This is a genomic window from Streptomyces sp. NPDC051364, assembly GCF_040682115.1.
GTDB lineage: Bacteria > Actinomycetota > Actinomycetes > Streptomycetales > Streptomycetaceae > Streptomyces.
In genome coordinates, this window is sequence record NZ_JBFBAH010000015.1 from 66,337 (window position 1) to 91,131 (window position 24,795).

Here is a 24,795-nt window from a genome sequence, read left to right on the forward strand (position 1 = left end):
CGACTTCTTACCGCACGGATGTAGACCTTTGGCCCGGCGCCCGTCACTCTGTCCGTCAATGTGCCAGCGGGGCACTTGAGTTGGAGGCGAGTAGCCAGTGACACCGATCAGCCGCAGAGGTTTCGTGGGAATCGGCGCCGGGCTGATGGCCGGTGCCGCCCTGCCGGCGATCGCGCCGACATCGGCGGCCGCGGCCGCCGCGAGCGGCACGATCACCGACGTGAAGCACGTGGTGATCCTGATGCAGGAGAACCGCAGCTTCGACCACTACTTCGGCAGGCTGAAGGGTGTCCGCGGCTTCGGCGACCGCGCCGCCGGCAACATCCCGGGCGGCTGGGGCATGTTCAACCAGCCCAACTGGGGCGGCCGCCAGTATCCGTGGAAGCTCAGCGCCACCCCGCCGGCGGGCGGCGTGGACGGCGAGACCCTGGCCCAGTGCAACGGCGACCTCCCGCACAGCTGGACCTCGCAGCACGCCGCCTGGAACAAGGGCCGCATGGACAACTGGGTCATGGGCGTCGGCAACACCCGCACCCTCGGCTACCTGGACCGCGGCGACATACCGTTCCACTACGGGCTCGCCGACAACTACACGATCTGCGACGCGTACTTCTGCTCCACGCTGAGCGCGACCGGCCCCAACCGCACCTTCCTGTGGAGCGGCAAGGTCGACGCGGGCAGCAAGGACGGCGGCGACGAGTCCGGGCTGACCTGGGAGACGTACGCGGAGGCCCTCCAGCGGGCCGGCATGAGCTGGAAGGTCTACCAGAACGCCCAGGACAACTACGGCGACAACGGTCTGGCCTACTTCAAGAAGTTCACGGACGCGGCGCCCGGCAACCCGCTGTGGGACCGCGGCATGGGCTCCGTCCCGAAGGTCACCGGCTCCACCCCCGACGACATCGCGGCCGCCATCCGCGCGGACGTCGTCGCCGGCACCCTGCCCCAGGTCTCCTGGGTCGTCGCGAACGAGGCCTTCTCGGAGCACCCGTACGCCCCGCCCGGCGACGGCGCACACTTCGTGGACCTGGTCTACCGGGCGCTGGCCGCGAACCCCGAGGTCTTCGACTCCACCGTCCTCTTCCTGAACTACGACGAGAACGACGGCTTCTTCGACCACGTCCCGCCGCCGGTCGCCCCGCCCGGCACCGCGGGCGAGTACATCGACGGCACCCCGATCGGCCTCGGCTTCCGCGTGCCCATGCTGGTCATGTCCCCGTGGACGCGCGGCGGCTGGGTGAGCTCGGAGGTCTTCGACCACACCTCGGTGCTCCGCTTCATGGAGACCTGGACGGCGGCCCTCGGCACCCCGGCGAACTGCCCGAACATCAGCGCCTGGCGCCGCAAGGTGACGGGCGACCTGACGGGCGTCTTCGACTTCGCGCACCCGGTGTACGGGGTGCCGTCCGGGCTGCCCTCGACCGCGAAGGTCATCGGCCAGTCGACCTGCGGCCCGCTGCCCAACCCGGCGCCGCAGGACAACGCGCTCCCGGCGCAGGAGGCCGGCACCCGCCCGGCGCGGGCCCTTCCGTACCAGGTGAACGGCAATCTGGACCGCTTCGAGTTCGGCGCGGCCGGCAAGATCCTGGCGTGGTTCTCGATGACCAACCAAGGTGCGCAGGCGAAGCGGCCGGCGCACTTCTCGATCCACCCGCACCAGTACCGGGACACGGCGGCCTGGCAGTACACGGTCGACCCGGGCGCGACGTCGACGGACTACTTCAACATCGGGCTCGGCAGCGGCTCCGGCAAGTACGACATCTCGATGTACGGGCCCAACCGCTTCCTGCGCCGGTTCATCGGCGACGCGTCGAAGGCGGGCAAGGCGATCGAGGTGGCGGCCCGCTTCGCGGTGGAGCCGGGCACGGGCAAGACGGCGGTCTACTTCAAGATGACGAACACGTCGGCCGCGCCGGTCACCTTCACGATCCGCTCGAACGCCTACCGCTCGGACGGCCCGTGGACGTACACCGTCCCGGCGAACTCCTCGCGCGAGGACTACTTCAACGCGGTCGCCTACAACGACGGCTGGTACGACTTCACGATCCTCGCGGACAACGACGGCACCTGGTCGCGCCGCTACACGGGCCACATCGAGACGGGCACGCCGAGCATCTCGGGCTGACGGCCTGACGGCCTGACCGACGGTTCACAGCACGTCCCCGTCACGCCAGTCGAAGTCGAGCCGCCCGGCGGGATCCCCGAGTACCCCGCCGGGCGGGAACCACACGTACGTCGACCCCTCCTCCTCGGCGAGCCGTACCGGCCCGGCGGGTGACAGGGCCCCGATCTGCCCGCCCCACACGGCCCACCCCCGTCCCGCGTACAGCCGGGCCCCGGCGTCGGAGGCCGACAGGGCCCCGAGTACGTAGGCCCGCTCGACGACGCCCTCGAGCCCCGCCATGACCTGCCCGCCGAGACCGCGCCGGCGCCGGTCCGGCCGTACGGCCACGGCCTCGACGTATCCGGTCCGCAGGGCCCGTCCCCGGTGCAGTACGCGCCGCTGCACCACGCTCCCGTGCGCTACGAGCTCCCCGCCCTCGCGCACGAGCACGTGGATGCCGCCGAGGGCGTGCTCGAAGTCCTCGTCGCCGAAGTCCCCGCCGAAGGCCCGGTCGAGCAACTCCCGCACCTCGCGGAGCCCGCCGTCCCCGATCTGGGAGGTATGCCGCAGCACGATGCTCATGCCCGGACCGTATCAACGCCCGCCGAGCCGCCGCCGAAGCGCATCCAGCGGGCCCGGGCCGAGGCCGGCGGCGCGCAGGTAGGCCTCCGCGTCCAGCCAGTCCGCGGCCTCGCGGGCCAGTTCGTGGACGGTGGTGCCCAGTGCCGCGTCAGGCGACGTTCGCCCCGTCGCGACGCCCGGCACGCACTCTCGCCGCACCGGCCGAAAGCTCAAGTACGTCCAGTACGAGCGCTTGCGGCCGGCACGCCGAGAGCACGCACCGGACGCCGCTCCTTGACGGGCAAACGTCGCCTGACCCAGCACTAGGCCGGCCACGTACGCCTCGATCTCGCCGGAGTCGTACGGGCGCCCCTGCGTGGCGTGCATCGCCCGCACCCGGGGCTCGCTCAGCCCGTGGTCTGCGGCGATCTCCTCGGGGTCGGCACCGGCCAGCTTCAGCAGGACCAGCGCGATGATCCCCGTACGGTCGCGGCCCAGTCCGCAGTGGAAGGCCACTCCCCCTGGCGGGGCCTCGGCGATCGCACGGGCGACGGCGGCCACGCGGTCCGGGAAGCGTTCCAGGAAAGGCCGGAAATACGCGGGGGTTCCGAAACCCGGAGTGCCCCACCAGGTGTCCCAGAAGTCCCGGTGCTCGATGCCGTCGAGGGGGATCCGCAGCGTGGTCAGTCCGGCCGGGCGGGCGGACTGGTCCACCACGAGCTCGTCGTCGTTGCGCAGGTCGACGACGGTCCGTATGCCGTGCGCGGACAGGGTGGTCCAGCCGCGCGCCGTGAGCGCGTCGAGCCGGTCGGCGCGGACCGCGGCCCTCGGCACGACCCGCCCGAGGCCCCCCAGGTCCCGCACGTTGAAACAGCCGTCCCACACCAGGAATCGACCGGTGGTCGCCATTCCCATAGCCCCCCTGTCAGTACACAACGGGCAGAGGCTCATGACGCGACTCTGGCCGCGCGCGGTTCCCCGCGTGAAGATCTGTCCATGTCGCCCGAGACCCAGCAGTGGACCCCGACCCACGGCGAGCCGTATCGCCCCGTCGCCTACCGGCCCGAGCGGATGCCGAGCGGGGAATCGCTCGCGCGTGCCGCGGAATTGCGGGCGCGCATGGACGAGCGGCGGACGGTCCGCCGGTTCTCCCCCGACCCCGTCCCGGAGCAGGTCGTCCGGGACGCCATCGCGTGCGCCGCGACCGCGCCGTCGGGGGCCCACCAGCAGCCGTGGACCTTCGTCCTGGTCAAGGACCCGGCCGTACGGCGGCAGATCCGCGCCGCCGCCGAGCAGGAGGAGCTGATCTCCTACGACACAGCGTCAGCTCTTCGGGCAGGGGCTCGGCTCGGATGTACCCGAGGACCGCGGAGTCGATCTGGCTGTCCCGGAGCGCGTTCCCGAGTACGAGGGCCACACGCGCCTCGAAGGCCCGCTGCTCCGCGGTGGCCGCGTCCGGTACGGGCTGGTGCCTGGTGATCAGGCCGTCGGCGGCCCACTGCATGCAGGTGTGGTGTGCGAGGCCCGTGGCCTCGCGGCAGATGGTGGCCACGCGGTGGCGGTTGTCGGTGCGCCGGGACATACGTCTCCTCGGGCCCCCGCCCCGGCACGGACTCGTAGAGGTTGCGTATCTCCTGTCGTGGAACCCCACCCCGCACGGCAACTCGCGGGAGCCCTTCGCCCCCTCGGGAAGCCGGGCCCGAATCATGGAGCGTGTCGCCGTACGCGACAACTGGCGCCAGGCTGACAGGACTTCCCCGGAGGATCTACGAGGCTTCGTGGATGCGCGTCAGCAGGGCCGTCAGCTGCTCGCGCTCCGCCGGGGTCAGCGGGGCCAGGAATGCGGCGTTCGCCGTCTCGGCCAGCGATGCGCATCGGGTGAGGGTGGCCGTGCCCGCAGGGGTGAGGGTGATCGCGTTCTTGCGGCGGTCCGCCGGGTCCGGGGCCCGCAGGACGAGGCCGGCGCTTTCCAGGTGGTTGAGGAGGCCGACCAGGTCCTTGGGGTCGATGCCGAGCCGGCGGCCTAGGTCGGCCTGGGCCACCGGGCCGTACTCGGCGGTCGCCGCCAGCACCGCGTGATGCGCGAGCTTCAGCCCCTCCGCGGCCAGCGCCTCGGCGACCAGGCTGCGGCCGCGCGCCGCGACCCGGCCGACGAGCCAGCTCGGCAGGGACTGGATGTGTGCGAGGGCCGAGGTCATGAGCCCAGCCTAGCAATTCGTTGGGGTTCCCCACGATCTCCTATATCGTTGGGACTCCCAACGAATCTGACCGGTCCGGGAGGTCCTGTGCTCCGCATCCGCTACGACGTCAACGGCGGCCCCGAGGTGCTGTTCGCCGAGGACGTGGCCGTGCCCGCCCCCGGGGCAGGGGAGTTGCTCGTCGCGGTCGAGGCCGTCGGGGTGACGCTGCCCGTCGTGCGCAAGGTGCGGGAGGGCGGGGAGGCCGTACCGCTCGGCGGGGAGGTCGCGGGGACCGTCGCCGCGCTCGGCGAGGGGGTGACGGGCTTCGCCGTCGGGGACCGGGTCACCGGGCTGTGCTTCGGCCACGGATACGCCGAGTACGCGCTCCTCGCGGCGCCCTTCGCCTCCGCCGTCCCCGACGGGGCCGGCTCCGTGGACGCCGTCGCCCTCGTGCGCAGCGGGCTCGTCGCCCGCGGCGCCGTGGCGGCCGGACAGATCCGGCCCGGGGAGTCCGTACTGGTCACGGCCGCCGCCGGCGGGGTCGGCAGCCTCGCGCTCCGGCTGGCCCGGGCCGCCGGGGCGGGCCGGCTGGTCGCCGCCGTGTCCGGCCCGGACAAGGCCGGCTTCGTCCGGAGCCTCGGCGCCGACGAGGTCGTGCTGTACGAGGACCCCGCCGCCTGGGGCGAGCCGTACGACGTGGTCCTCGACGCAGTCGGCGGCGAGCTGCTCGGCCCCGCCGTGCGGGCCCTGGCCACCGGCGGGCGGCTGGTGGCGTACAGCTCCGGCGGCGGCACGGTGGAGGCGTACGAACTGCTCGTGCGCGGCGCCTCGGTGATCGGCTTCCAGATCCGGGCCGTCGCCCAGGGCAGGCCCGAGGTGTACGAGGGCTGGCGGCGCGAGCTGTGGGAGGCGTACGCGGACGGCTCGCTGCGCCCCGCCGTGCACGGGGAGATCCCGCTCGCCGAGGCGGCCCGTGCGCACCGGCTGATCGAGGAGCGGCGCAACCTCGGCAAGGTGGTCCTGATCCCCTGATCCCTGATCCCCCGACCGGACAAGGGCACAACTGGAACCGCCCCCGATCCGGACTTGCGGGTACCGGAACGGGGGCGGGGTTCAGCGGGGCAGGATCAGCCCATGTGCGGGTACGCGTAGTCCGTCGGCGCGACCAGGGTCTCCTTGATGGAGCGCGTCGAGGTCCAGCGCATCAGGTTCGATGCGGCACCGGCCTTGTCGTTCGTACCCGAGGCACGGCCGCCGCCGAAGGGCTGCTGGCCGACGACGGCGCCGGTCGACTTGTCGTTGATGTAGAAGTTGCCCGCCGCGAAGCGGAGCTTCTCCATCGCGTCCGCGGCCGCGTAGCGGTCGGCGGCGATGATCGAGCCGGTCAGCGCGTACGCCGAGACGGACTCCATCTGGGCCAGCATCGCGTCGAAGTCGGCGTCCTCGTACACGTGGATCGCCAGGATCGGGCCGAAGTACTCGGTCGTGAAGACCTCGTTCTCCGGGTCGGTGCACGCGATGACGGTCGGGCGGACGAAGTAGCCCTCCGAGTCGTCGTACGTGCCACCGGCGATGATCTCGCAGGTCGGGTCGGCGATCGCGCGGTCGATCGCGGCCTTGTTCTTGGCGAACGAGCGCTCGTCGATGACGGCGCCGATGAAGTTGGTCAGGTCGCGGACGTCACCCATGGTGATGCCGTCGACCTCGGCCGCGAAGGCCTCCTTGAAGCCGTCGTTCCAGATCGAGGCCGGAACGTAGGCGCGCGAGGACGCCGAGCACTTCTGGCCCTGGAACTCGAAGGAGCCGCGGGTCAGGGCGGTCTTCAGGACGGCGCGGTCCGCGGACGGGTGCGCGACGACGAAGTCCTTGCCGCCGGTCTCGCCGACCAGGCGCGGGTAGGACTTGTAGTTCTCGATGTTGTTGCCGACCGTCTTCCACAGGTACTGGAAGGTCTTGGTCGAACCGGTGAAGTGGATGCCGGCCAGCTCGGGGTGGTTCAGGGCCACCTCGGACACGGCGATGCCGTCGCCCGTCACCAGGTTGATGACGCCCTTCGGCAGGCCGGCCTCCTCCAGGAGCTCCATCAGGAGGACCGCGGAGTGGGTCTGCGTCGGGGACGGCTTCCAGACGACCACGTTGCCCATCAGGGCGGGGGCGGTCGGCAGGTTGCCGGCGATGGCCGTGAAGTTGAACGGCGTGATCGCGTAGACGAAGCCCTCGAGCGGGCGGTGGTCGCTGCGGTTCCACACGCCGGCGGAGTTCGCGACCGGCTGCTCGGCCAGGATCTGGCGGGCGAAGTGGACGTTGAAGCGCCAGAAGTCGACGAGCTCGCACGGGGTGTCGATCTCGGCCTGCTGCGCGGTCTTCGACTGGCCCAGCATGGTGGAGGCGGCCAGCTTCTCGCGCCACGGGCCGGACAGCAGCTCGGCGGCGCGCAGGATGATCGCGGCGCGGTCGTCGAAGGACATCGAGCGCCAGGCCGGGGCGGCGGCCAGGGCGGCGTCGACGGCCTCCTGGGCGTCGGCCTGGGTGGCGTTGGCGTAGGTGCCGAGCACGGACTTGTGGTCGTGCGGCTGGACCACGTCGAAGCGCTCGCCCCCGCCCATGCGCCTGACGCCGTTGATCGTCATCGGCAGGTCGATCGGGTTCTCGGACAGCTGCTTGAGCTGCGTTTCGAGACGCGCGCGCTCCGGGGTGCCGGGGGCGTACGAGTGGACCGGCTCGTTGACCGGCGCGGGGACCTGGGTCACAGCATCCATGGGACTGGTAACTCCTTGACCTGGTTCTTGGCTAGTTCTTGGTGATCATCGAGCGGAGGAAGAACAGGAGATTGGCCGGCTTCTCGGCGAGGCGCCGCATGAAGTAGCCGTACCAGTCCGTCCCGTACGCGGTGTAGACGCGCATGCGGTGGCCCTCGGCGGCGAGCCGCAGGTGCTCCTCGCTGCGGATGCCGTACAGCATCTGGAACTCGTACTCGTCCAGCTTGCGCCCCGCCGTGCGGGCGAGCTCCTGGGCGATGGCGATGAGGCGCGGGTCGTGCGACCCGATCATCGGGTAGCCCTCGCCCTCCATCAGCGTCTTCAGGATGCGGACGTACGCCTTGTCGATCTCGGCCTTGTCCTGGTACGCGACCTCGGCGGGCTCCTTGTACGCGCCCTTCACGATCCGGACGCGGCTGCCGGCGGCGGCCAGGCGGCGGGCGTCGGCCTCGGTGCGGAAGAGGTACGCCTGGATCACGCAGCCGGTCTGCGGGAAGTCCCGGCGCAGCTCCTCGTGGATGGCGAACATCGAGTCGAGGGTGGTGTGGTCCTCGGCGTCCAGCGTGACGGTGGTGCCGATCGCCGCGGCGGCCTCGACGACCGGGCGGACGTTGGCGAGCGCGAGCTCGTGGCCGCCCTCCAGCGCCTGGCCGAACATCGACAGCTTGACCGACATCTCGGCCTTCTCGCCGAGTCCCAGGCCCGCCAGGTGCTCGATGAGATCGAGGTAGGCGTCACGCGCGGCGTAGGACTGCTCCACGGTGGTGATGTCCTCGCCCACCACGTCGAGCGTGAGCTCCAGGCCCTTCTCCGTGAGGTCCACGACGATCGGGATGACCTGGTCGACCGTCTCGCCGGGGATGAACCGGTTCACCACGGGCTTGGTCACCGGGGCGGCAGAGACGATTCGGCGCATCTTGTCGCTGCGCGAAGCGGCGAGGATCGCGGGACCCAGCACGGGGCACCTCCAACAGGTGGCAGAAGCAGGCATACGGTCCGCGCGAGGGTGAGCGGGGGCCATAAGGAAAACTCAAGTAAAACCACCGTGAAACCTAAGGATCGCTTTGATCCTCGGCCATCGACAGCTGTCACGCATCCGTGTCCCCGATCTCATACATCTGTCTGAAGACGGGGTTTCCAGGTGGGAGAATGTCCGGGTGAAGGGCGATTACCAGGACCTGGTGGATGAGATCTCGGCGCTTCTCGGCGCCCCGGCGACGCTGGAGAACCGGGACTTCCGCCTCATCGCCTTCGGCGCGCACGACAGCGACGACGATCTCGCGATGGACCCCGTACGCACCCGCTCGATCCTGACCCGCCAGTCGACGGCGGCCGTACGGGCCTGGTTCGAGGGCTTCGGCATCGCGCGGGCCACCGGGCCGGTACGCATCCCGGCGGCGCCGGACGCGGGGGTCTTCCGGGGACGGATCTGCCTGCCGGTGCGGTACCGCGGGATCGTGCAGGGCTACGTATGGCTCCTCGACCAGGAGCCAGGCCCCGGGCCGGACGTCCTGGCGGCGGCCATGGAGGTGGCCGAGCGGATCGGGATCCTGCTCGCCGAGGAGGCGAAGGCGGGGGCCGACCTGTCCCGGGAGTTCCGGGCGGTGCTCACGGCCGGCCGGGGTTCGCAGCAGGACACGGCGGTGGCCGCACTCCGGGTGGCGCTCGGTCCGGGGGCGGACGGGCTGCACGCGGTGGTGTGCGTGACACCTTGGGCCGGCGAGGCCCCGGCGTCGGTACCGGGCACGGCTGCGGTCTGCACCGCGCCCTGGCCGGGGCGCCAGGCCCTCGCCGTACTGGTCAGGCTCCGCTCGGCCGAGGTGCTCGTACCGGCCGTGGGGATCGCGACGCGGCTGCTGCCCCACGCCGACACGTCGGCCGCCCGGCCGCACGCAGGCCCCACCGCCGGAATCGCAGAGCCCCGCCGGGAGCTGACCGCGCTGGCCGACGCCTGGGCGGAGGCCACGGCAGCGGCGCAGGCGGCCGCGGCCCAGCCCCGGTTCGGCCCGGTGGCCCAGTGGTCGGCGATCGGCCCGTACCGGATGCTGGCGGCGCTCGCGGCCGCCGACCGGGAGGGCGACCCGGCGACCCGCGTCCTGCTCGGCCCCGCGCACCGTGAACTCGCCCGGACCGCCGAGCTGTTCCTGGACTGCGCGGGCCAGGCGGGCCGCGCGGCGGCGGCCCTGGGCATCCACCGCCAGACCCTCTACTACCGGCTCGGCCGGGTGGAACAGCTGACCGGCCTGGACCTGGACGAGGGCGAGGACCGCCTGCTGCTCCACATGGCCCTCAAGGCGGCCCGCCTGCACGGCTGATCGCAGACCCCCGAGGTCAGCGGCACGGGCGTGCCCACAGCGCGCCGACGCCGGACGCCGATCGCTCAACTGCCCGTGTGCGTATGGGCGGCCCACGGTCCGGGGCTGTTCGGGTAGCGGGCACGCATACGGCCCGGCTGCGTGACGCCCTCGCCGCGCCGCCGGGCCCGGCCGGCACGCTCTCCTGAGCGAGTCCTGGCCGGCCGACAGCCCGATGGCCCAATGGCCCGGCCTGGCTCAGGCCGGGTCGGCGCCCTTGCCCTTCGTGATCATCTCTGCGGTGCGCCGCATGCCCTCCGTCAACTCCTCCGCGGTGACCGCGCCTTCCGGGTTGAACAGCCACTGCGCCATCACTCCGGTCAGCAGGGCCTCGTACAGCCCGCCGAGCGTCCGCTCGTCCCGCTCGTCCAGGTCCTCCTCGGGGATGCCGGTGATCAGCGCGATGAGCCCCCGGCGGCCCTCGCCCTGCGAGGCGGCCAGCATCGCCCGCAGCTCAGGCAGCCGGTCACGGCTGAGCGCGACCTCCATACTGGCCGCCCACATCGGGGCCGACTCCTCCTGACGGCCGATCACGCCGTCCCATACGGAGCGGAAGCGTTCCAGCGAGCCTCCCTCGCCGGTCACCTCCGGCGAGAAGGAGTCGCCCCACTCCTGCGCGAGTTCGACGTAGGCCTGCGTCAGCAGGGCGTCCTTCGAGCCGTAGTGGTAGCCGATCGACGCCAGGTTCGCCCCGGAGGCGTTGACGATGTCGCGCGCGGTCGTCCGCACGAAACCCTTCTCGACCAGGCACTTCTTGGCGCCTTCGAGCAGATCTTCACGGTGTCCCATGCCCTCACCGTATCAAGACAACCGTCATAGACAAGCGTTCCATACGCCCGTACTAGACAAGCGTTTATGACGCTTGTACATTGCTGCTCATGACGAACTCCGCAGCACGTCTCGCCGGCCGCCGGGAATGGACCGCCTTCACCGTTCTCCTGCTGCCCCTGCTCCTGGTCTCCATGGACGTCTCCGTCCTCTACTTCGCCATCCCGGCCATCACCCAGGAGCTCGACCCGAGCGCCACCCAGCAGCTCTGGATCTTCGACAGCTACGCCTTCGCCCTCGCGGGGCTGCTCATCACCATGGGTTCGCTCGGTGACCGGATCGGCCGCCGCAAGCTGCTGCTGATAGGGGCGACCGCCTTCGGGCTCGCCTCCGTCGGCGCCGCCTACGCCACCAGCGCCGAGATGCTGATCGCGGCCCGCGTCCTGCTCGGCATCGGCGGCGCGACCCTGATGCCCTCCACGCTGGCGCTCGTACGCAACCTCTTCCAGGACGACAGGCAGCGCGGCCAGGCCATCGCGATCTGGTCCGGGGCCATGACCGGCGGGATCGCCCTCGGCTCCGTGCTGAGCGGCGTGATGCTGAACCACTTCTGGTGGGGTTCGGTCTTCCTGATCAACGTGCCCGCGATGCTGCTCCTGCTGGTCCTCGTCCCGGTGCTCGTCCCCGAGTTCAAGGACCCGGCCCCCGGCCGCTTCGACCTGCTGAGCGTCCCGCTGTCGACGGCCGCCGTGCTCCCGGTCGTGTACGGCCTCAAGGAGATCGCCGCCGAGGGCCTCGAACCGCTCTACGCGCTCTCCGTGGCCGTGGGCCTGGTCTTCGGGTTCGTCTTCGTCCGCCGCCAGCGCAGCCGTGACGACGCCATGGTCGCCCGGGCCCTCTTCCGGGGCCGCGGATTCGGCGCGGGGATCGCCCTCAACACCATCGCCGCCTTCGCCATGATGGGCTCGGCCTACTTCACCACCCAGTACCTGCAGTCGGTGCTCGGCATGGGCACGCTGGAAGCCGCCCTGTGGAGCCTCGCGCCCTCGCTCGTCATCGGCGCCGCCGCCCCGGTCAGCGCCGCCCTGGCCCAGAAGACCGACCGGGCGTACGTCATCGCCGGCGGCTTCGTCCTCGCCGCCGGCGGGTTCACCCTGATCAGCCTGGTCGGCAGCGACTCGCTGTGGCTGCTGCTGACCGGCGCCGGCGTGCTGGCCTCCGGTCTCGTCACCGTGATGTCCCTGGTCTCCGACATGGCCCTCGCCTCGGCCCCCGCCGAGAAGGCCGGTTCCGCCGCCTCCCTGCTGGAGACCGGGTCGGAGTTCGGCGGGGCGCTGGGCATGGCGGTCCTGGGCAGCCTCGGCACCGCCGTCTACCGCTCCGATCTGCCGGGTGCGGAGCCTGCCGTACAGGAGACCCTGGGCGGCGCCGACGCCACCGCCCACCAGCTCGGCGGTGCGGCCGGCGAGCAGGTGCTGGCCCTGGCCCGCGAGGCCTTCGTCCACGGCATGCAGTACGCGGCCTGGGGCGGTGCGGCCCTGCTGCTCGCGGGCGGCGTCCTCGCGGTGGCCCTGACACGGGGGCTCGGTGCCCCCGCCCCGGCCGCGCAGCCCTCAGCGCAGACCGCCGAGCAGGGCGCGCCCCTCGCCGGCTGAGCCCCGTACGGCCGGACGGAGCAGCGGCGGAACACGGCGAAGGGCCCGGGGAACTCCCCGAGCCCTTCGTCTGCTGCTGCGCGGCTGCCGGCGGCTGCCGCCCGCTACGGGGTCAGTCGAGGCTGACCGTACGCGCCGAGACGGCGCCGATCTCGGCGGCGATCTCCGCGAGGACGTTCACCGGGACCTCGGCGTCGACCGTGAGGACGCCGAGCGCCTCGCCGCCCTCCTCGGCGCGGGCGACCTGCATGCCCGCGATGTTCAGGCCGGCCTCGCCGAGGATGCGGCCGACGGTGCCGACCACACCCGGGCGGTCGGTGTAGCGCAGCACGAGCATCTGCTCGGCGAGCGCCAGGTCCACGTCGTACTCGCCGATGCCGACGATCTTCTGCAGGTGCTTCGGGCCGGCGAGGGTGCCGGAGACCGAGACCTCCTGACCGTCCGACAGGGTGCCGCGCACGGTCACCACGTTGCGGTGGTCCGGGGACTCCGAGCTGGTGGTCAGGCGCACCTCGACACCGCGCTCCTGCGCGAACAGCGGGGCATTGACGTAGGAGACCGTCTCGTCGACGACGTCCTCGAAGACACCCTTGAGGGCGGAGAGTTCCAGCACCTTGACGTCGTGCTGGGTGATCTCGCCGCAGACCTCGACGTCGAGGCGGACCGCGACCTCGCCCGCGAGGGCGGTGAAGATGCGGCCGAGCTTCTCGGCGAGCGGCAGGCCCGGACGTACGTCCTCGGCGATGACGCCGCCCTGGACGTTGACCGCGTCCGGTACGAGCTCGCCCGCGAGCGCCAGGCGGACCGACTTGGCGACCGAGATGCCAGCCTTCTCCTGGGCCTCGTCCGTGGACGCGCCGAGGTGCGGGGTGCAGACGACCTGGTCGAGCTCGAAGAGCGGGGAGTCCGTGCAGGGCTCCTTCGCGTACACGTCGAGGCCGGCGCCGGCGACGCGGCCCTCCTTGATGGCCGAGTACAGCGCGGCCTCGTCCACGATCCCGCCGCGCGCGGCGTTGACGATGCGCACGGACGGCTTCACCTTGCGCAGGGCCTCGTCCCCGATGAGACCGAGGGTCTCGGGGGTCTTGGGCAGGTGCACGGTGATGAAGTCGGCGACCTCGAGGAGCTCGTCCAGCGTCAGCATCTTGACGCCCATCTGGGCGGCGCGCGCGGGCTGTACGTAGGGGTCGTACGCGACGATCTTCATGCCGAAGGCCGACATGCGCTGGGCGACCAGGACGCCGATGCGGCCGAGGCCGACGACACCGAGGGTCTTCTCGCTGAGCTCGACGCCCGTGTACTTGTTCCGCTTCCACTCACCGTTCTTCAGGGCGGTGTTGGCCTGCGGGATGTTGCGGGCCGAGGCGACGAGCAGGCCGCAGGCGAGCTCGGCGGCGGTCACGATGTTGGAGGTCGGGGCGTTCACGACCATCACGCCGGCCTTGGTGGCCGAGGAGACGTCGACGTTGTCGAGGCCGACACCGGCCCGGGCGACGACCTTCAGCTTCTTGGCGGCGGCGATGGCCTCCGCGTCGACCTTGGTCGCGGAGCGCACGAGGATGGCGTCGACGTCCACGATCGCGGGGAGCAGCTCCGCGCGGTCGGCTCCGTTGACGTGCCGGATCTCGAAGTCCGGGCCGAGCGCGTCCACCGTGGCGGGCGACAGCTCTTCGGCGATGAGTACGACAGGTTTCGAGCTCACGTGGGTCCTCACAAGTCCAGTGCGGACGGCCGTCCCGACGGCCGCAGGCGGTGGAGGGGGTAGCCGCGTGGAAGACGCACGACACTGTGGGCCTGACGCGTTGTGTTGAGCAGTGTAGTGGCGGATCCCGGCCGGAATTCCGCCTGTACGGAAGGATCACCCGTCCGGGGTTGGCCGGGGTGGACAAGCCGCGCCGAAGAGGGCCTGCATTCCGCCGAACCGGTGGTGCGCCGCGGGGCCGGGACGGTGCGTCGCCCCGGCCCCCACGGCTGCGAGATCAGCTCTCGTCGCTGTCGACCCAGCTCATCAGCTTGCGCAGCTTCTTGCCGGTGGTCTCGAGCAGGTGTGCCTCGTCGGCCTTCTTGTACTCGTTGTACTTCGGCAGACCGGCCTTGTACTCGGCCATCCAGGTGTTGGCGAACTCGCCGCTCTGGATCTCGGCGAGGATCTGCTTCATCTCGGCCTTGGTGGCGTCCGTGATGATGCGGGGGCCGGTGATGTAGTCGCCCCACTCGGCGGTCTCGGAGACCGACCAGCGCATCTTCTCCAGGCCGCCCTCGTACATGAGGTCCACGATGAGCTTCAGCTCGTGCAGGCACTCGAAGTACGCGATCTCCGGCTGGTAGCCGGCCTCGGTCAGGGTCTCGAAACCGGCCTTGACCAGGGCGGAGGCGCCACCGCAGAGGACGGCCTGCTCACCGAACAGGTCGGTCTCGGTCTCCTCGGTGAAGGTGGTCTTGATGACGCCGGCGCGGGTGCCGCCGATGCCGGCCGCGTACGAGAGCGCGAGGGCGAAGGCGCTGCCCGAGTGGTCCTGCTCGACGGCGGCGATGCAGGGCACGCCGCGGCCTTCCTCGTACTGGCGGCGGACCAGGTGGCCCGGGCCCTTCGGGGCGACCAGGGCGACGTCCACGTTGGCCGGGGGCTTGATGAAGCCGTAGCGGACGTTGAAACCGTGGCCGAAGAAGAGCGCGTCGCCCTCCTCGAGGTGCTCCTTGATGGACTCCTCGTAGATCTCGGCCTGCAGCGGGTCCGGCGTCAGGATCATGATGACGTTCGCCCAGGCGGCGGCCTCGGCCACGGGGACGACCTTCAGACCCTGCTCCTCGGCCTTGGCCTTGGACTTCGAGCCCTCCTTCAGGCCGACGACGACGTCGACGCCGGAGTCACGCAGCGACAGCGCGTGGGCGTGGCCCTGGCTGCCGTAGCCGATGACAGCGACCTTGCGGCCCTGGATGATGGACAGGTCGGCGTCGTTCTCGTAGAACAGCTCGGCCACTGGGATATCTCCTTGGTGCGCTGGTGTTGCTCCCACCGTACGGCGGGGAACGGGGAGGAAGTTTCCTGGTCTCGCGATGCGAGAGGCAACGCGACGTCAGGGTGTTGCTCAGGCGCTGCGGTCGAGCGCGCGCAGGCTGCGGTCCGTGATGGACCGGCCGCCGCGCCCTATGGCGATCGTGCCGGACTGCACGAGCTCCTTGATGCCGAACGGCTCCAGCATCTTGAGCATCGCGCCGAGCTTGTCGGCACCGCCGGTGGCCTCGATGGTGACGGCCTCGGGGGAGACGTCGACCGTCTTGGCGCGGAACAGCTGGACGATCTCGATGATCTGGGACCGGGTCTCGTTGTCGGCCCGGACCTTCACCAGAACGAGTTCGCGTTCGATGGCGTTGTGCGGCTCCAGCTCGACGATCTTGAGCACGTTGACCAGCTTGTTCAGCTGCTTGGTCACCTGCTCCAGCGGGAGGTCCTCGACGTTCACGACGATGGTGATGCGCGAGATGTCGGGGTGCTCGGTGACGCCGACCGCGAGGGAGTCGATGTTGAACCCGCGGCGGGAGAACAGCGCGGCGATCCGGGCGAGGATGCCGGGCGTGTTCTCGACCAGGACGGAGAGCGTGTGCTTGGACATGTGAGTCGTTCTCTCTCTCAGGCTCTCTCGGCTCAGTCGTCTTCGTTGTCGCCGAAGTCGGGACGGACGCCCCGGGCTGCCATGACCTCGTCGTTGGAGGTGCCGGCGGCGACCATCGGCCACACCATGGCGTCCTCGTGGACGATGAAGTCGACCACGACGGTACGGTCGTTGATCGCGTTGGCCTCGGCGATGACCCTGTCCAGGTCGGCCGGGTCCTCGCAGCGCAGCGCCACACAGCCCATGGCCTCGGACAGCTTGACGAAGTCCGGGACGCGGGTGCCCTTGCGGGGGGCCGTGGACTCGCCGAGCTGGGAGCCGACCGCGGCGTGGCCGGTCTCGTCGGCGTGCAGGACGGTGCTGGAGTACCGCTGGTTGTAGAACAGGGTCTGCCACTGGCGGACCATGCCCAGCGCACCGTTGTTGATGATCGCGACCTTGATCGGGATGTTGTTCAGCGCGCAGGTGACCAGTTCCTGATTGGTCATCTGGAAGCAGCCGTCGCCGTCGATCGCCCAGACCGTGCGGTCCGGCATGCCGACCTTGGCGCCCATCGCGGCCGGGACCGCGTAGCCCATGGTTCCGGCGCCGCCGGAGTTCAGCCAGGTGCGGGGCTCCTCGTAGTTGACGAAGTGCGAGGCCCACATCTGGTGCTGGCCGACGCCGGCCGCGTAGATGGTGTGCTCGGGCGCGAGTTCGCCGATGCGCTGGATGACCTGCTGCGGCGAGAGCATGCCGTCCGCGGGGGTCTCGTAGCCCAGCGGGTAGGTCTCGCGCCAGCGGCTGAGGTCCTTCCACCAGGCGGAGTAGTCCCCGGCGTTGCCCTCGGTGTGCTCGGCCTGGACCGCCTGGATCAGGTCGGCGATGACCTCGCGGGCGTCACCGACGATCGGGACGTCGACCTCGCGGTTCTTGCCGATCTCGGCCGGGTCGATGTCCGCGTGGATGACCTTGGCGAACGGGGCGAAGCTGTCCAGTTTGCCGGTGACGCGGTCGTCGAAGCGGGTGCCGAGCGCGATCAGCAGGTCCGACTTCTGCAGGGCGGTGACGGCGGTGACCGCACCGTGCATGCCCGGCATGCCCACGTGCAGCGGGTGGCTGTCGGGGAAGGAGCCCAGCGCCATCAGCGTGGTGGTGACCGGGACGCCGGTCAGCTCGGCGAGGACCTTCAGTTCGGCGGTCGCGCCGGACTTCATGACGCCGCCGCCGACGTACAGGACCGGGCGCTTGGCCTGGCAGATGAGCTTGGCGGCCTCACGGATCTGCTTGGCGTGCGGCTTGGTGACCGGCCGGTAGCCCGGGAGGTCCTGCGAGGGCGGCCACGTGAAGGTGGTCTTCGCCTGCAGGGCGTCCTTGGCGATGTCGACCAGGACCGGGCCGGGACGGCCGGTGGAGGCGATGTGGAAGGCCTCGGCGATCGTCCTCGGGATGTCCTCGGCCTTGGTGACCAGGAAGTTGTGCTTGGTGATCGGCATCGTGATGCCGACGATGTCCGCCTCCTGGAAGGCGTCGGTGCCGATCGCCTTGGAGGACACCTGGCCGGTGATCGCGACGAGCGGCACGGAGTCCATGTGCGCGTCGGCGATCGGGGTGACCAGGTTGGTGGCGCCCGGGCCGGAGGTGGCCATGCAGACACCCACCTTGCCGGTGGCCTGCGCATAGCCGGTCGCAGCGTGGCCGGCGCCCTGCTCGTGGCGGACCAGGATGTGGCGCACCTTGGTGCTGTCCATCATCGGGTCGTACGCCGGCAGGATGGCCCCGCCCGGGATGCCGAAGACGGTGTCGCACCCCACCTCTTCGAGAGAGCGGATGAGGGACTGCGCACCCGTGACGTGCTCAACTGCGGCGGGCTGGTGTCCGCCGGAACGGGGCCGCGGCTGCGGATGGTGGGCCCCGGTGGCCTGCTCGGTCATCGGCATTCTCTTCTCGAGGCTGAGGGTTTTACGAGGATTCGAAGGTGTGCCAGTGCAACAAAAAACCCCTCGTGCCAGGAGGCAAGCGAGGGGAGCGCGTCGGGTGTGCGAAGCGGGGACATGCTGGTCCCAGCTTCAGCCGACGCGCTTTCCAAGTACGAGAATTCGGGTGCGCATGGCACTGACCCTCCCTCCGGCGGGAGGGGGATGTCAAGCGGGTGGGACGGGCGTCTCATTATGTGAGCCTCTGCGGATGGCCATCGAGCCCCCGGACGAACCACCGGCCAAGGCAGGCTGGGCCGATCCGCCCGGTACTGGGAACGTACCGCGCACCAGCGCGCGGCGCAGCCTGTACTCGTCGAGCGGGCCGGAAAAAGCCGCTCCCTGGCCGTGCGTGCAGCCCATTGCGCGCAGCGCCATGACCTGCTCGGGGAGGTCGACCCCGTCGGCCACCGACTGCATGCCCAAATCATTTGCAATGCGCAACAAACCAGCGGTGATCTTGTGGAGTCGGGCGGACTCGACCACGCCCTCGACCAGGCCTCTGTCCAGCTTCAGGATGTCCACGGGGAGCCGGCGCAGGGCGCTGATGGCCGCGTAGCCGCTGCCGAAGCCGTCCAGGGCGATCAGGACCCCCAGGCGGCGCAGGGCCGCCAGGCGCCGCTCCAGCTCGTCGAAGGGGACTCTGGGGTCGCTGTCGGCCAGTTCGATCACCAGGGCGCCGGACGGCAGCCCGTGGCGGTTCAGCAAGGCATCCACGGAGCCGAGCGGCACGGCTCCCCCGGCTGCCGCCGGCCCCAGGTCCAGCAGCCGCTGCGCGCTCATCCGGACGGCCACCGGTACGTCGTGCCCGATCCGGTGCCGCTCGGCGGCCTGCCCCACGGCCTCGTCCAGCAGCCAGCGCCCCAGCTCGGCGGCCCGGGTGGGCGTGCCCCCGGGGAGCCCGCCGCGACCGTCCGGCCCTGCCGCCGCTCCCTCGCTGTACTCGGCCACCCGGAGGAATTCCGCCGGGGTGAACAGGATCCCCTGGGCGGAGCGCCAGCGGGCCTGCGCCGCCACGGCCGTGACCTCGCCGGTCGCCAGCGAGACCACGGGCTGGTGCAGCAGGGCGAACTCCCCGTCGTGCAGCGCGGTGCGCAGCCGCCCGGCGAGTTCCGCCTTCCGTACGACCTCGGCCTGCATCTGGGGCGCGTACAGCTCGACCCGGTCCTTGCCGCCCGCCTTGGCGCGGTACATCGCGAGATCCGCGTTGCGCATCAGGTCCGAAGGGGTGATGCCGGGGTCGGCGAAGGCCACGCCGATGCTGGCAGCGACCCGGACCTCGCTGCCGGCGATCCGGTACGGCTGGGACAGGGTGGTGCGCAGCCGGTCCGCGATCTCGTGCACCTGGTATTCGCGGGCACTGCGGTCGCGGCTGCCGTCGCCCAGGATCAGCGCCGCGAACTCGTCGCCGCCGAGGCGGGCCGCGGTGTCACCGGCACGCACCGAGTCCTGGAGCCGGTGCGCGGCCTGGATGAGCAGCTCGTCGCCGGCCTGGTGGCCGATGGTGTCGTTGACCGCCTTGAATCCGTCGAGGTCGATGAAGAGCACGGCGGTGCTGTGGTCCCCCGCGCGCCGGCCGGTCAGGGCCTGGCGGACCCGGCGGGTGAACAGCGCCCGGTTGGGCAGGTCGGTCAGCGGATCGTGCTCGGCGCTGTGCTGGAGCTGCGCCTGGAGGCGGACCCGCTCGGTGACGTCCCGGCTGTTGAGGATGAGGCCGCCCTGGTGGCGGTTGACGGTGGACTCCACGTTGAGCCATTCGCCGCTGCCCGACTTGAAGCGGCATTCAATGCGGGTGGTCGGCTCCTCGGCGGGCTGTGCGGCGAGGAAGCGGCGTACCTCGTGGACCACCCGGCCCAGGTCGTACGGGTGGATCAGGGTGGCGAGCTCGGTGCCGATGAGCTCCTCGGCCTCGCGCCCGTAGACCCCGGCCGCTGCGGGGCTGACATACCGCAGGGTCCCGGTGGGTGCGGCGATCATGATGACGTCGCTGGAGCCCTGGACGAGGGAGCGGAAGTGGTTCTCCTTCTGGGCCAGTTCCTGCGTCAGCGCGATGTTGTCGATGAGCATGATGCCCTGCCGGATGACGAGGGCGAGCACGACCGTGCAGCCGGTGAAGACGACCACCCGGTCGACCTTCCTGCCGTCGACGACGTTGTACAGGATGCCCAGGGTGCAGACGGCCGCCGCGAGATACGGCGTGAGGGCGGGCAGCGAGCCGGTGATGGGGCGGCTGACGGGACGGCTGACGGGACGGTCGGCGCGCGGAAGCCCCGGCGTCCCCGGGTCCGGGTGGATGCGCCGGGCGCCCCAGGGTGCGTACGCGAGCAGCAGCGAGCCGGCGAACCAGCCGGCGTCGAGCAGCTGCCCGGACTGGTATTCGGCGCTCAGCAGCGGCGAGGTGAACAGGGCGTCGCTGAGCACGGTCAGGGCCAGGGCCGCGATGGCGGTGTTGACGGCCGAGCGGTTGGCCTCGGAGCGCCGGAAGTGCAGGACCAGCACCATGGAGACGAGCGCGATGTCCAGCAGCGGGTAGGCGAGGGAGAGTGCGGCGCGCGGGACGCTGCCTGGGGCCCCGGACTGGGCGGTGCGCGCCGCGTGCGCGAGGGCCAGGCTCCAGGACAGGGTGAGCAGGGAGCCGCCGATGAGCCAGGAGTCGAGCCCGAGGCAGACCCAGCCGGCGCGGGTGACCGGGCGTTTGGCGAGGACGAGCAGGCCCACGATGGCGGGCGGCGCGAAGCAGAGGAACGCGAAGTCGGCGACCGAGGGCTTCGGCACGGCCTCGCCGAGGATCACCTCGTACCAGCCCCAGACGGCGTTGCCGCAGGCTCCCATGAGGGAGGAGAACGCGAAGAGCAGCCAGGCCGGGCGCTCGCGGCTGTCGATGGCCCGTGCGTAGGTGTAGCAGGAGACGGCGGCGAGCAAGGCGGCGGCGCTGAGCCCGAAGTCGCCCATGATCTCGGCGAGTTCCTCGGAGCCCCAGCCGAGGGCGGCGCCGACGGCGTAACCGCCGCTGATCAGGGCGAGGAGCAGCTGCATCGCCAGGCTCCTGCCACCGCCGCCCGGGACGGGCTGCCTGGTCAGCAGCGCCGCCCCCGGGGCACTCACCGGCCCCCCTCGCCGGCTGGTTCCGGTGCAGCCCAGTCTCGGCAGCGTCGCCTCCGGCGGCTGTGCCGCATCGGATCCTTCGTCCATTGGCCGTGCATCGCCCGTCGCCCCCCAAAGTGTCCGATCACTCACCAGCGCCAGACGAACGCGCTGCAGCCCCTTGGTCCGGACGATACACCACTTTCGTCACTCAGGGACATAGATGGTCTACTCTCCGTTACCACACGGGGAGTTGTGGCCACTGTGCGCGTCCGGACGGATGCGGAGCGTGCGCACAGCGCGTCACTCGGTGATCAGGACCGTGTTCTCGACGGGCTCCCCGGCGGCGAACCGGTGCAGCTGGCGGGCCACCAGACGCTTCGCCCGCGGCTCGAACGCGGTGCTGCTGCCGCCGACGTGAGGCGTGATCAGGACATTCGGAGCATGCCAGAGCGGATGGCCGGCGGGCAGCGGTTCCGGGTCGGTGACGTCGAGTGCCGCGCGCAGCCGGCCCGACTCCAGTTCCGCCAGCATCGCGGCGGTTTCGACGACGGGGCCGCGCGCCACGTTCACCAGCAGGGCGCCGTCCTTCATGCCGGCGAGGAAGGCGGCGTCGGCCAGGCCCCGCGTCGCATCGGTCAGCGGAGTGGAGAGGATCACCACGTCGGCCTGCGGGAGGAGCCGGGGCAGGTCGGCGTGCGCGTGCACCGGCCCGCGCGTGGTGGTGCGCGCCGAGCGTGCGACCCGTGTGACCCGCGCGCACTCGAAGGGCGCGAGCCGGTCCTCGATGGCCGCGCCGATCGATCCGTACCCGACGATCAGTACGGACTTGTCGGCGAGGGCGTCGTAGAAGCCGCCGCGCCACTCCTCGCGGTCCTGGCCGCGCACCATGCCGGGGATGCCGCGCAGCGAGGCGAGAGTGAGGGTGAGCGCCAGCTCTGCGGTGCTCGCCTCGTGGACGCCGCGCGCGTTGCACAGCCGTACGCCGGGGTGCAGGAGGTCGAGGCCGTCCAGGACGTGGTCGATGCCCGCGGTCAGCGTCTGTACGACCTCCAGGTCCGGCATGCCGGCCAGCGGGCGCAGGGTGACCTCGGCGGACTTCATGTACGGGGTGACGTAGAAGACGCAGGCGGCCGGATCGGCCGGGAAGGTGTCCTCGCCGTCCCAGTGGCGGTAGCGGAAGGTATCGGGGAGGCCCTCGATCTCTTCGGCGGGGAACGGGAGCCAGACGTCCGCTGTCTTTGCAGTCATGATCACGAGGCTATGCCAAGGCCAAAGGATCCTGATCAAGCCGTTAGTTTGTTTGCCGGACCGGGAGGGGGACCCACGGGTGGAGCGCAGGTCGATCGGGGCGGGGGCGCTGACGGTGGGCGCCGTCGGGCTCGGGTGCATGCCGATGAGCTGGGCGTACGCGCCCTCGCGGCGCCGCGGCGAGGAGTCGCTGGCCACGGTGCACACGGCGCTGGACCTGGGGGCGAACCTGCTGGACACCGCCGACCTGTACGGGCCGTTCACCAATGAGCTGCTGCTGGGGCGGGTGCTGCGGGAGCGGCGGGCGGAGGCGTTCGTGTCCGCCAAGGTGGGACTGCGGGCGGGCGAGCAGCACGTGGTGGCTGACGGTCGGCCCGGTTACATGCGGCGGGCCTGCGACGCCTCGCTGCGGCGGCTGCGGACGGACGTCATAGACCTCTACCAGCTGCACCGGGTCGATCCGGACGTCCCGGTGGAGGAGACCTGGGGGGCAATGGCGGAGCTGGTGGGTGCCGGGAAGGTGCGGTCGCTCGGGTTCTGCGCGCTGGGCGCGGGTGCCGGGCCGGGTGCGGGGCGGCGCGGGGACCGGGCGTACCGGGTGACCTTGGGGCACCTGGAACGGGTCCAGCAGGTGTTCCCGGTGAGCGCGGTGCAGGCGGAACTGTCGGTGTGGTCCCCGGAGGCGGCGCGGCAGCTGCTGCCGTGGTGTGCGGCGCGCGGGGTGGGGTTCCTGGCGGCGATGCCGCTGGGCAGCGGGTTCCTGACGGGGACGCTCAGGCCGGGCGAGGGCTTCGAGTGGGAGGACGTACGGGCGCGGCATCCGCGGTTCACGGCGGAGTCGATGGCGGCGAACCAGGTGCTGGTGGCGGGGCTGCGGCGGGTGGCCCGGCGGCACGGGCCGCAGGTGACGGCGGCGCAGGTGGCGCTGGCGTGGGTGCTGGCGCAGGGGCCGCATGTGGTGCCGGTGCCGGGGGCCGACCGGGTGCACTGGGCGGCGGAGAACGCGGGGGCGGCGGAGGTCAGGCTGACGGCCGGGGACCTGGCCGAGATCGCGGCCCTGCCGGCGGCGGTGGGAGCCTGGGACTGAGCGGGGCCCGGGGCCGTGGCCGGGGCCGTGGCCGGGCCTGCGCCGACACAACCACTCGATCGGGTGTACGAGTGGTGGAACTTCGGGAACTGCCGCAGCTGTTGAGACAGATGAAAGGCACGATCGCGGGACCGAAGGGGAGCAGGACGATGCGATACGGACAGGCGCACAAGCTGTACGAGGGCCCGCGCACCCGGACCCGTGGAGTGCTGGCGGCATTCGCCCTGGCCGGATGCGGGGCTCTGCTGGCGGCGGGCTGCGCACCGGCGGGCGCCCCCGGCAGCAAGGCGGGCAGCTCACCACCCCGCGCGGCACCCACACCATCGGCGGCCGGCCCCGCAGGCTCCCCGTCCGGCTCGTCGGAGGCCGCCCCGCCGCCGGCCAAGGGCTCCGTGACGGTGGCGGGCGAGATCGCCAAGAACCTGGAGTCTCCGTGGGGCGTGGCCCCGCTGCCCGGCGGGGACCTGCTGGTCGCCTCGCGGGACAAGGGGACGATCAGCAGGGTCGCGGCAGCCACGGGCAAGGTGACGCCGATCGGCAAGGTGCCCGGGGTGGCCCCGGGCGGGGAGGGCGGGCTGCTGGGGCTCGCGCTGTCGCCCTCGTACGCCTCGGACCGCATGGTGTACGCGTACTTCACGACGGAGTCCGACAACCGCGTCGCCCGGATGCGCTACGACGAGCAGAGGGACCCCGGTCAGCAACTGGGCGCGCCGGACACGGTGTTCCGGGGCATCCCCAAGGGCCTGGTCCACAACGGCGGCCGGATCGCCTTCGGCCCGGACAAGATGCTCTACGCGGGGACGGGCGAGACCGGCGACACCGGGCTCGCGCAGGACAAGAAGTCTCTGGGCGGCAAGATCCTGCGGATGACCCCGGACGGGCAGCCGGTACACGGGAATCCGGAGGCCGACTCCGTCGTCTATTCCTACGGGCACCGCAATGTGCAGGGCCTGGCCTGGGACAAGGACAAACGGCTGTGGGCGGCCGAGTTCGGCCAGAACACCTGGGACGAGCTGAATCTGATCGAGCCCGGCGCGAACTACGGCTGGCCGGAGGCCGAGGGGAAGGCGGGCAAGCCCGGCCTGCGTGATCCGGTGGCCGTGTGGAAGACGGACGAGGCCTCGCCGAGCGGGATCGCCTGGGCGCAGGGCTCGGTGTGGATGGCCGGGCTGAAGGGCGAGCGGCTGTGGCGGATCCCGCTGGCCGGGGCCGCTCCGGTGGCCGAGCCGGAGGCTTTCCTGACGGGGAAGTACGGCCGGCTGCGCACGGTGATAGCCCTCGGCGGGGACAGATTGCTGCTGGTCACGAGCGAGACGGACGGGCGCGGATCGCCGGAGGCGGACGACGACAGGATCCTGACACTGACGGTGCGGTAACCGACGGGTCCCCGGTGGGGGGGCGAAAGGCACGGTGGGCGCGGTGT

The 24,795-nt window shown here is 71.4% G+C and carries 19 protein-coding genes and 1 pseudogene; 7 read left to right on the top strand and 13 right to left on the bottom strand.

Going from position 1 to position 24,795, the window contains the following annotated elements; genetic code table 11:
* The first annotated feature begins 97 nt into the window (after positions 1-97).
* The gene (locus tag AB0M76_RS27535) at positions 98-2,125 is read left to right on the top strand and encodes a phosphocholine-specific phospholipase C (RefSeq protein WP_365955409.1); all 2,028 of its coding nucleotides are present in this window, start codon (positions 98-100) and stop codon (positions 2,123-2,125) included.
* Positions 2,126-2,149: 24 nt separating this feature from the next.
* On the opposite strand, the gene AB0M76_RS27540 is transcribed toward AB0M76_RS27535, so the two are convergent.
* Positions 2,150-2,686 carry a GNAT family N-acetyltransferase gene (locus AB0M76_RS27540; protein ID WP_365955410.1) on the bottom strand — a complete coding sequence of 179 codons (537 nt, stop codon included), beginning with the start codon at positions 2,684-2,686 and terminating at the stop codon, positions 2,150-2,152.
* A gap of 12 nt (positions 2,687-2,698) precedes the next feature.
* Complete coding sequence (locus tag AB0M76_RS27545; protein WP_365955411.1) at positions 2,699-3,574, bottom strand: tyrosine-protein phosphatase; 876 nt, start codon at positions 3,572-3,574, stop codon at positions 2,699-2,701.
* Positions 3,575-3,661: 87 nt separating this feature from the next.
* On the opposite strand from AB0M76_RS27545, the pseudogene AB0M76_RS27550 reads away from it, so the two are divergent.
* Positions 3,662-3,982, top strand: a pseudogene (locus AB0M76_RS27550) (nitroreductase family protein); the annotation flags it as partial.
* Here AB0M76_RS27550 and AB0M76_RS27555 read toward each other — a convergent pair.
* Together AB0M76_RS27555 and AB0M76_RS27560 are read right to left on the bottom strand one after the other, a co-directional pair.
* A complete protein-coding gene (locus tag AB0M76_RS27555; protein ID WP_365955495.1) occupies positions 3,915-4,247 on the bottom strand; it encodes a hypothetical protein in 333 nt (110 codons plus the stop codon). The pseudogene AB0M76_RS27550 and the gene AB0M76_RS27555 sit on opposite strands and share 68 nt — an antisense overlap.
* A 184-nt stretch (positions 4,248-4,431) precedes the next feature.
* Complete coding sequence (locus tag AB0M76_RS27560; RefSeq protein ID WP_365955412.1) at positions 4,432-4,863, bottom strand: MarR family transcriptional regulator; 432 nt, start codon at positions 4,861-4,863, stop codon at positions 4,432-4,434.
* 87 nt (positions 4,864-4,950) lie between these two features.
* Here AB0M76_RS27560 and AB0M76_RS27565 point away from each other — a divergent pair, with 87 nt between their 5' ends.
* Complete coding sequence (locus tag AB0M76_RS27565) at positions 4,951-5,877, top strand: zinc-binding dehydrogenase (protein ID WP_365955413.1); 927 nt, start codon at positions 4,951-4,953, stop codon at positions 5,875-5,877.
* Between the two features lie 95 nt (positions 5,878-5,972).
* On the opposite strand, the gene pruA is transcribed toward AB0M76_RS27565, so the two are convergent.
* Together pruA and AB0M76_RS27575 are read right to left on the bottom strand one after the other, a co-directional pair.
* On the bottom strand, positions 5,973-7,604 hold the full coding sequence (gene pruA / locus AB0M76_RS27570; protein ID WP_365955414.1) for an L-glutamate gamma-semialdehyde dehydrogenase: 1,632 nt from the start codon (positions 7,602-7,604) through the stop codon (positions 5,973-5,975).
* A gap of 31 nt (positions 7,605-7,635) precedes the next feature.
* Positions 7,636-8,562: a proline dehydrogenase family protein gene (locus AB0M76_RS27575; protein ID WP_365955415.1), complete on the bottom strand. Its 927-nt coding sequence runs from the start codon at positions 8,560-8,562 to the stop codon at positions 7,636-7,638.
* A gap of 199 nt (positions 8,563-8,761) precedes the next feature.
* Between AB0M76_RS27575 and AB0M76_RS27580 the strand changes: the two genes are divergently transcribed.
* Positions 8,762-9,919 (top strand): helix-turn-helix domain-containing protein, encoded by a 1,158-nt coding sequence (locus AB0M76_RS27580; RefSeq protein WP_365955416.1) that lies wholly within the window; start codon positions 8,762-8,764, stop codon positions 9,917-9,919.
* Positions 9,920-10,156: 237 nt separating this feature from the next.
* On the opposite strand, the gene AB0M76_RS27585 is transcribed toward AB0M76_RS27580, so the two are convergent.
* Complete coding sequence (locus AB0M76_RS27585) at positions 10,157-10,747, bottom strand: TetR/AcrR family transcriptional regulator (protein ID WP_365955417.1); 591 nt, start codon at positions 10,745-10,747, stop codon at positions 10,157-10,159.
* Positions 10,748-10,836: 89 nt separating this feature from the next.
* Here AB0M76_RS27585 and AB0M76_RS27590 point away from each other — a divergent pair, with 89 nt between their 5' ends.
* On the top strand, positions 10,837-12,381 hold the full coding sequence (locus AB0M76_RS27590; RefSeq protein WP_365955418.1) for an MFS transporter: 1,545 nt from the start codon (positions 10,837-10,839) through the stop codon (positions 12,379-12,381).
* A 112-nt stretch (positions 12,382-12,493) separates the two neighbouring features.
* On the opposite strand, the gene serA is transcribed toward AB0M76_RS27590, so the two are convergent.
* From serA to AB0M76_RS27620, 6 genes are all read right to left on the bottom strand, one after another.
* Complete coding sequence (gene serA / locus AB0M76_RS27595; protein WP_365955419.1) at positions 12,494-14,083, bottom strand: phosphoglycerate dehydrogenase; 1,590 nt, start codon at positions 14,081-14,083, stop codon at positions 12,494-12,496.
* 277 nt (positions 14,084-14,360) lie between these two features.
* Positions 14,361-15,362, bottom strand: a complete 1,002-nt coding sequence (gene ilvC, locus AB0M76_RS27600; protein WP_365955420.1) for a ketol-acid reductoisomerase — start codon at positions 15,360-15,362, stop codon at positions 14,361-14,363.
* A gap of 108 nt (positions 15,363-15,470) precedes the next feature.
* Complete coding sequence (ilvN, locus tag AB0M76_RS27605; protein ID WP_054223586.1) at positions 15,471-15,995, bottom strand: acetolactate synthase small subunit; 525 nt, start codon at positions 15,993-15,995, stop codon at positions 15,471-15,473.
* 32 nt (positions 15,996-16,027) lie between these two features.
* Complete coding sequence (locus AB0M76_RS27610) at positions 16,028-17,914, bottom strand: acetolactate synthase large subunit (protein ID WP_365955421.1); 1,887 nt, start codon at positions 17,912-17,914, stop codon at positions 16,028-16,030.
* A 204-nt stretch (positions 17,915-18,118) separates the two neighbouring features.
* Positions 18,119-20,986, bottom strand: a complete 2,868-nt coding sequence (locus tag AB0M76_RS27615) for an EAL domain-containing protein (protein WP_365955483.1) — start codon at positions 20,984-20,986, stop codon at positions 18,119-18,121.
* Positions 20,987-21,337: 351 nt separating this feature from the next.
* Positions 21,338-22,285, bottom strand: coding sequence for a 2-hydroxyacid dehydrogenase (locus AB0M76_RS27620; protein WP_365955422.1), 948 nt, complete (start codon positions 22,283-22,285; stop codon positions 21,338-21,340).
* A gap of 79 nt (positions 22,286-22,364) precedes the next feature.
* On the opposite strand from AB0M76_RS27620, the gene AB0M76_RS27625 reads away from it, so the two are divergent.
* Together AB0M76_RS27625 and AB0M76_RS27630 are read left to right on the top strand one after the other, a co-directional pair.
* Positions 22,365-23,372 (top strand): aldo/keto reductase, encoded by a 1,008-nt coding sequence (locus AB0M76_RS27625; protein WP_365955423.1) that lies wholly within the window; start codon positions 22,365-22,367, stop codon positions 23,370-23,372.
* A gap of 149 nt (positions 23,373-23,521) precedes the next feature.
* On the top strand, positions 23,522-24,748 hold the full coding sequence (locus AB0M76_RS27630) for a PQQ-dependent sugar dehydrogenase (RefSeq protein ID WP_365955425.1): 1,227 nt from the start codon (positions 23,522-23,524) through the stop codon (positions 24,746-24,748).
* Positions 24,749-24,795: the final 47 nt, after the last annotated feature.

What these genes read in the sequence shown, in the direction of transcription:
- AB0M76_RS27585 (WP_365955417.1), bottom strand. Translation starts at nt 10,747, where the DNA reads ATGGGACACCGTGAAGATCTGCTCGAAGGCGCCAAGAAGTGCCTGGTC.
- AB0M76_RS27620 (WP_365955422.1), bottom strand. Translation starts at nt 22,285, where the DNA reads ATGACTGCAAAGACAGCGGACGTCTGGCTCCCGTTCCCCGCCGAAGAG.
- AB0M76_RS27615 (WP_365955483.1), bottom strand. Translation starts at nt 20,986, where the DNA reads ATGCAGCTGCTCCTCGCCCTGATCAGCGGCGGTTACGCCGTCGGCGCC.
- ilvN (WP_054223586.1), bottom strand. Translation starts at nt 15,995, where the DNA reads ATGTCCAAGCACACGCTCTCCGTCCTGGTCGAGAACACGCCCGGCATC.
- AB0M76_RS27630 (WP_365955425.1), top strand. Translation starts at nt 23,522, where the DNA reads ATGCGATACGGACAGGCGCACAAGCTGTACGAGGGCCCGCGCACCCGG.
- AB0M76_RS27545 (WP_365955411.1), bottom strand. Translation starts at nt 3,574, where the DNA reads ATGGCGACCACCGGTCGATTCCTGGTGTGGGACGGCTGTTTCAACGTG.
- AB0M76_RS27555 (WP_365955495.1), bottom strand. Translation starts at nt 4,247, where the DNA reads ATGTCCCGGCGCACCGACAACCGCCACCGCGTGGCCACCATCTGCCGC.
- AB0M76_RS27540 (WP_365955410.1), bottom strand. Translation starts at nt 2,686, where the DNA reads ATGAGCATCGTGCTGCGGCATACCTCCCAGATCGGGGACGGCGGGCTC.
- AB0M76_RS27610 (WP_365955421.1), bottom strand. Translation starts at nt 17,914, where the DNA reads ATGCCGATGACCGAGCAGGCCACCGGGGCCCACCATCCGCAGCCGCGG.
- AB0M76_RS27590 (WP_365955418.1), top strand. Translation starts at nt 10,837, where the DNA reads ATGACGAACTCCGCAGCACGTCTCGCCGGCCGCCGGGAATGGACCGCC.
- pruA (WP_365955414.1), bottom strand. Translation starts at nt 7,604, where the DNA reads ATGGATGCTGTGACCCAGGTCCCCGCGCCGGTCAACGAGCCGGTCCAC.
- AB0M76_RS27560 (WP_365955412.1), bottom strand. Translation starts at nt 4,863, where the DNA reads ATGACCTCGGCCCTCGCACACATCCAGTCCCTGCCGAGCTGGCTCGTC.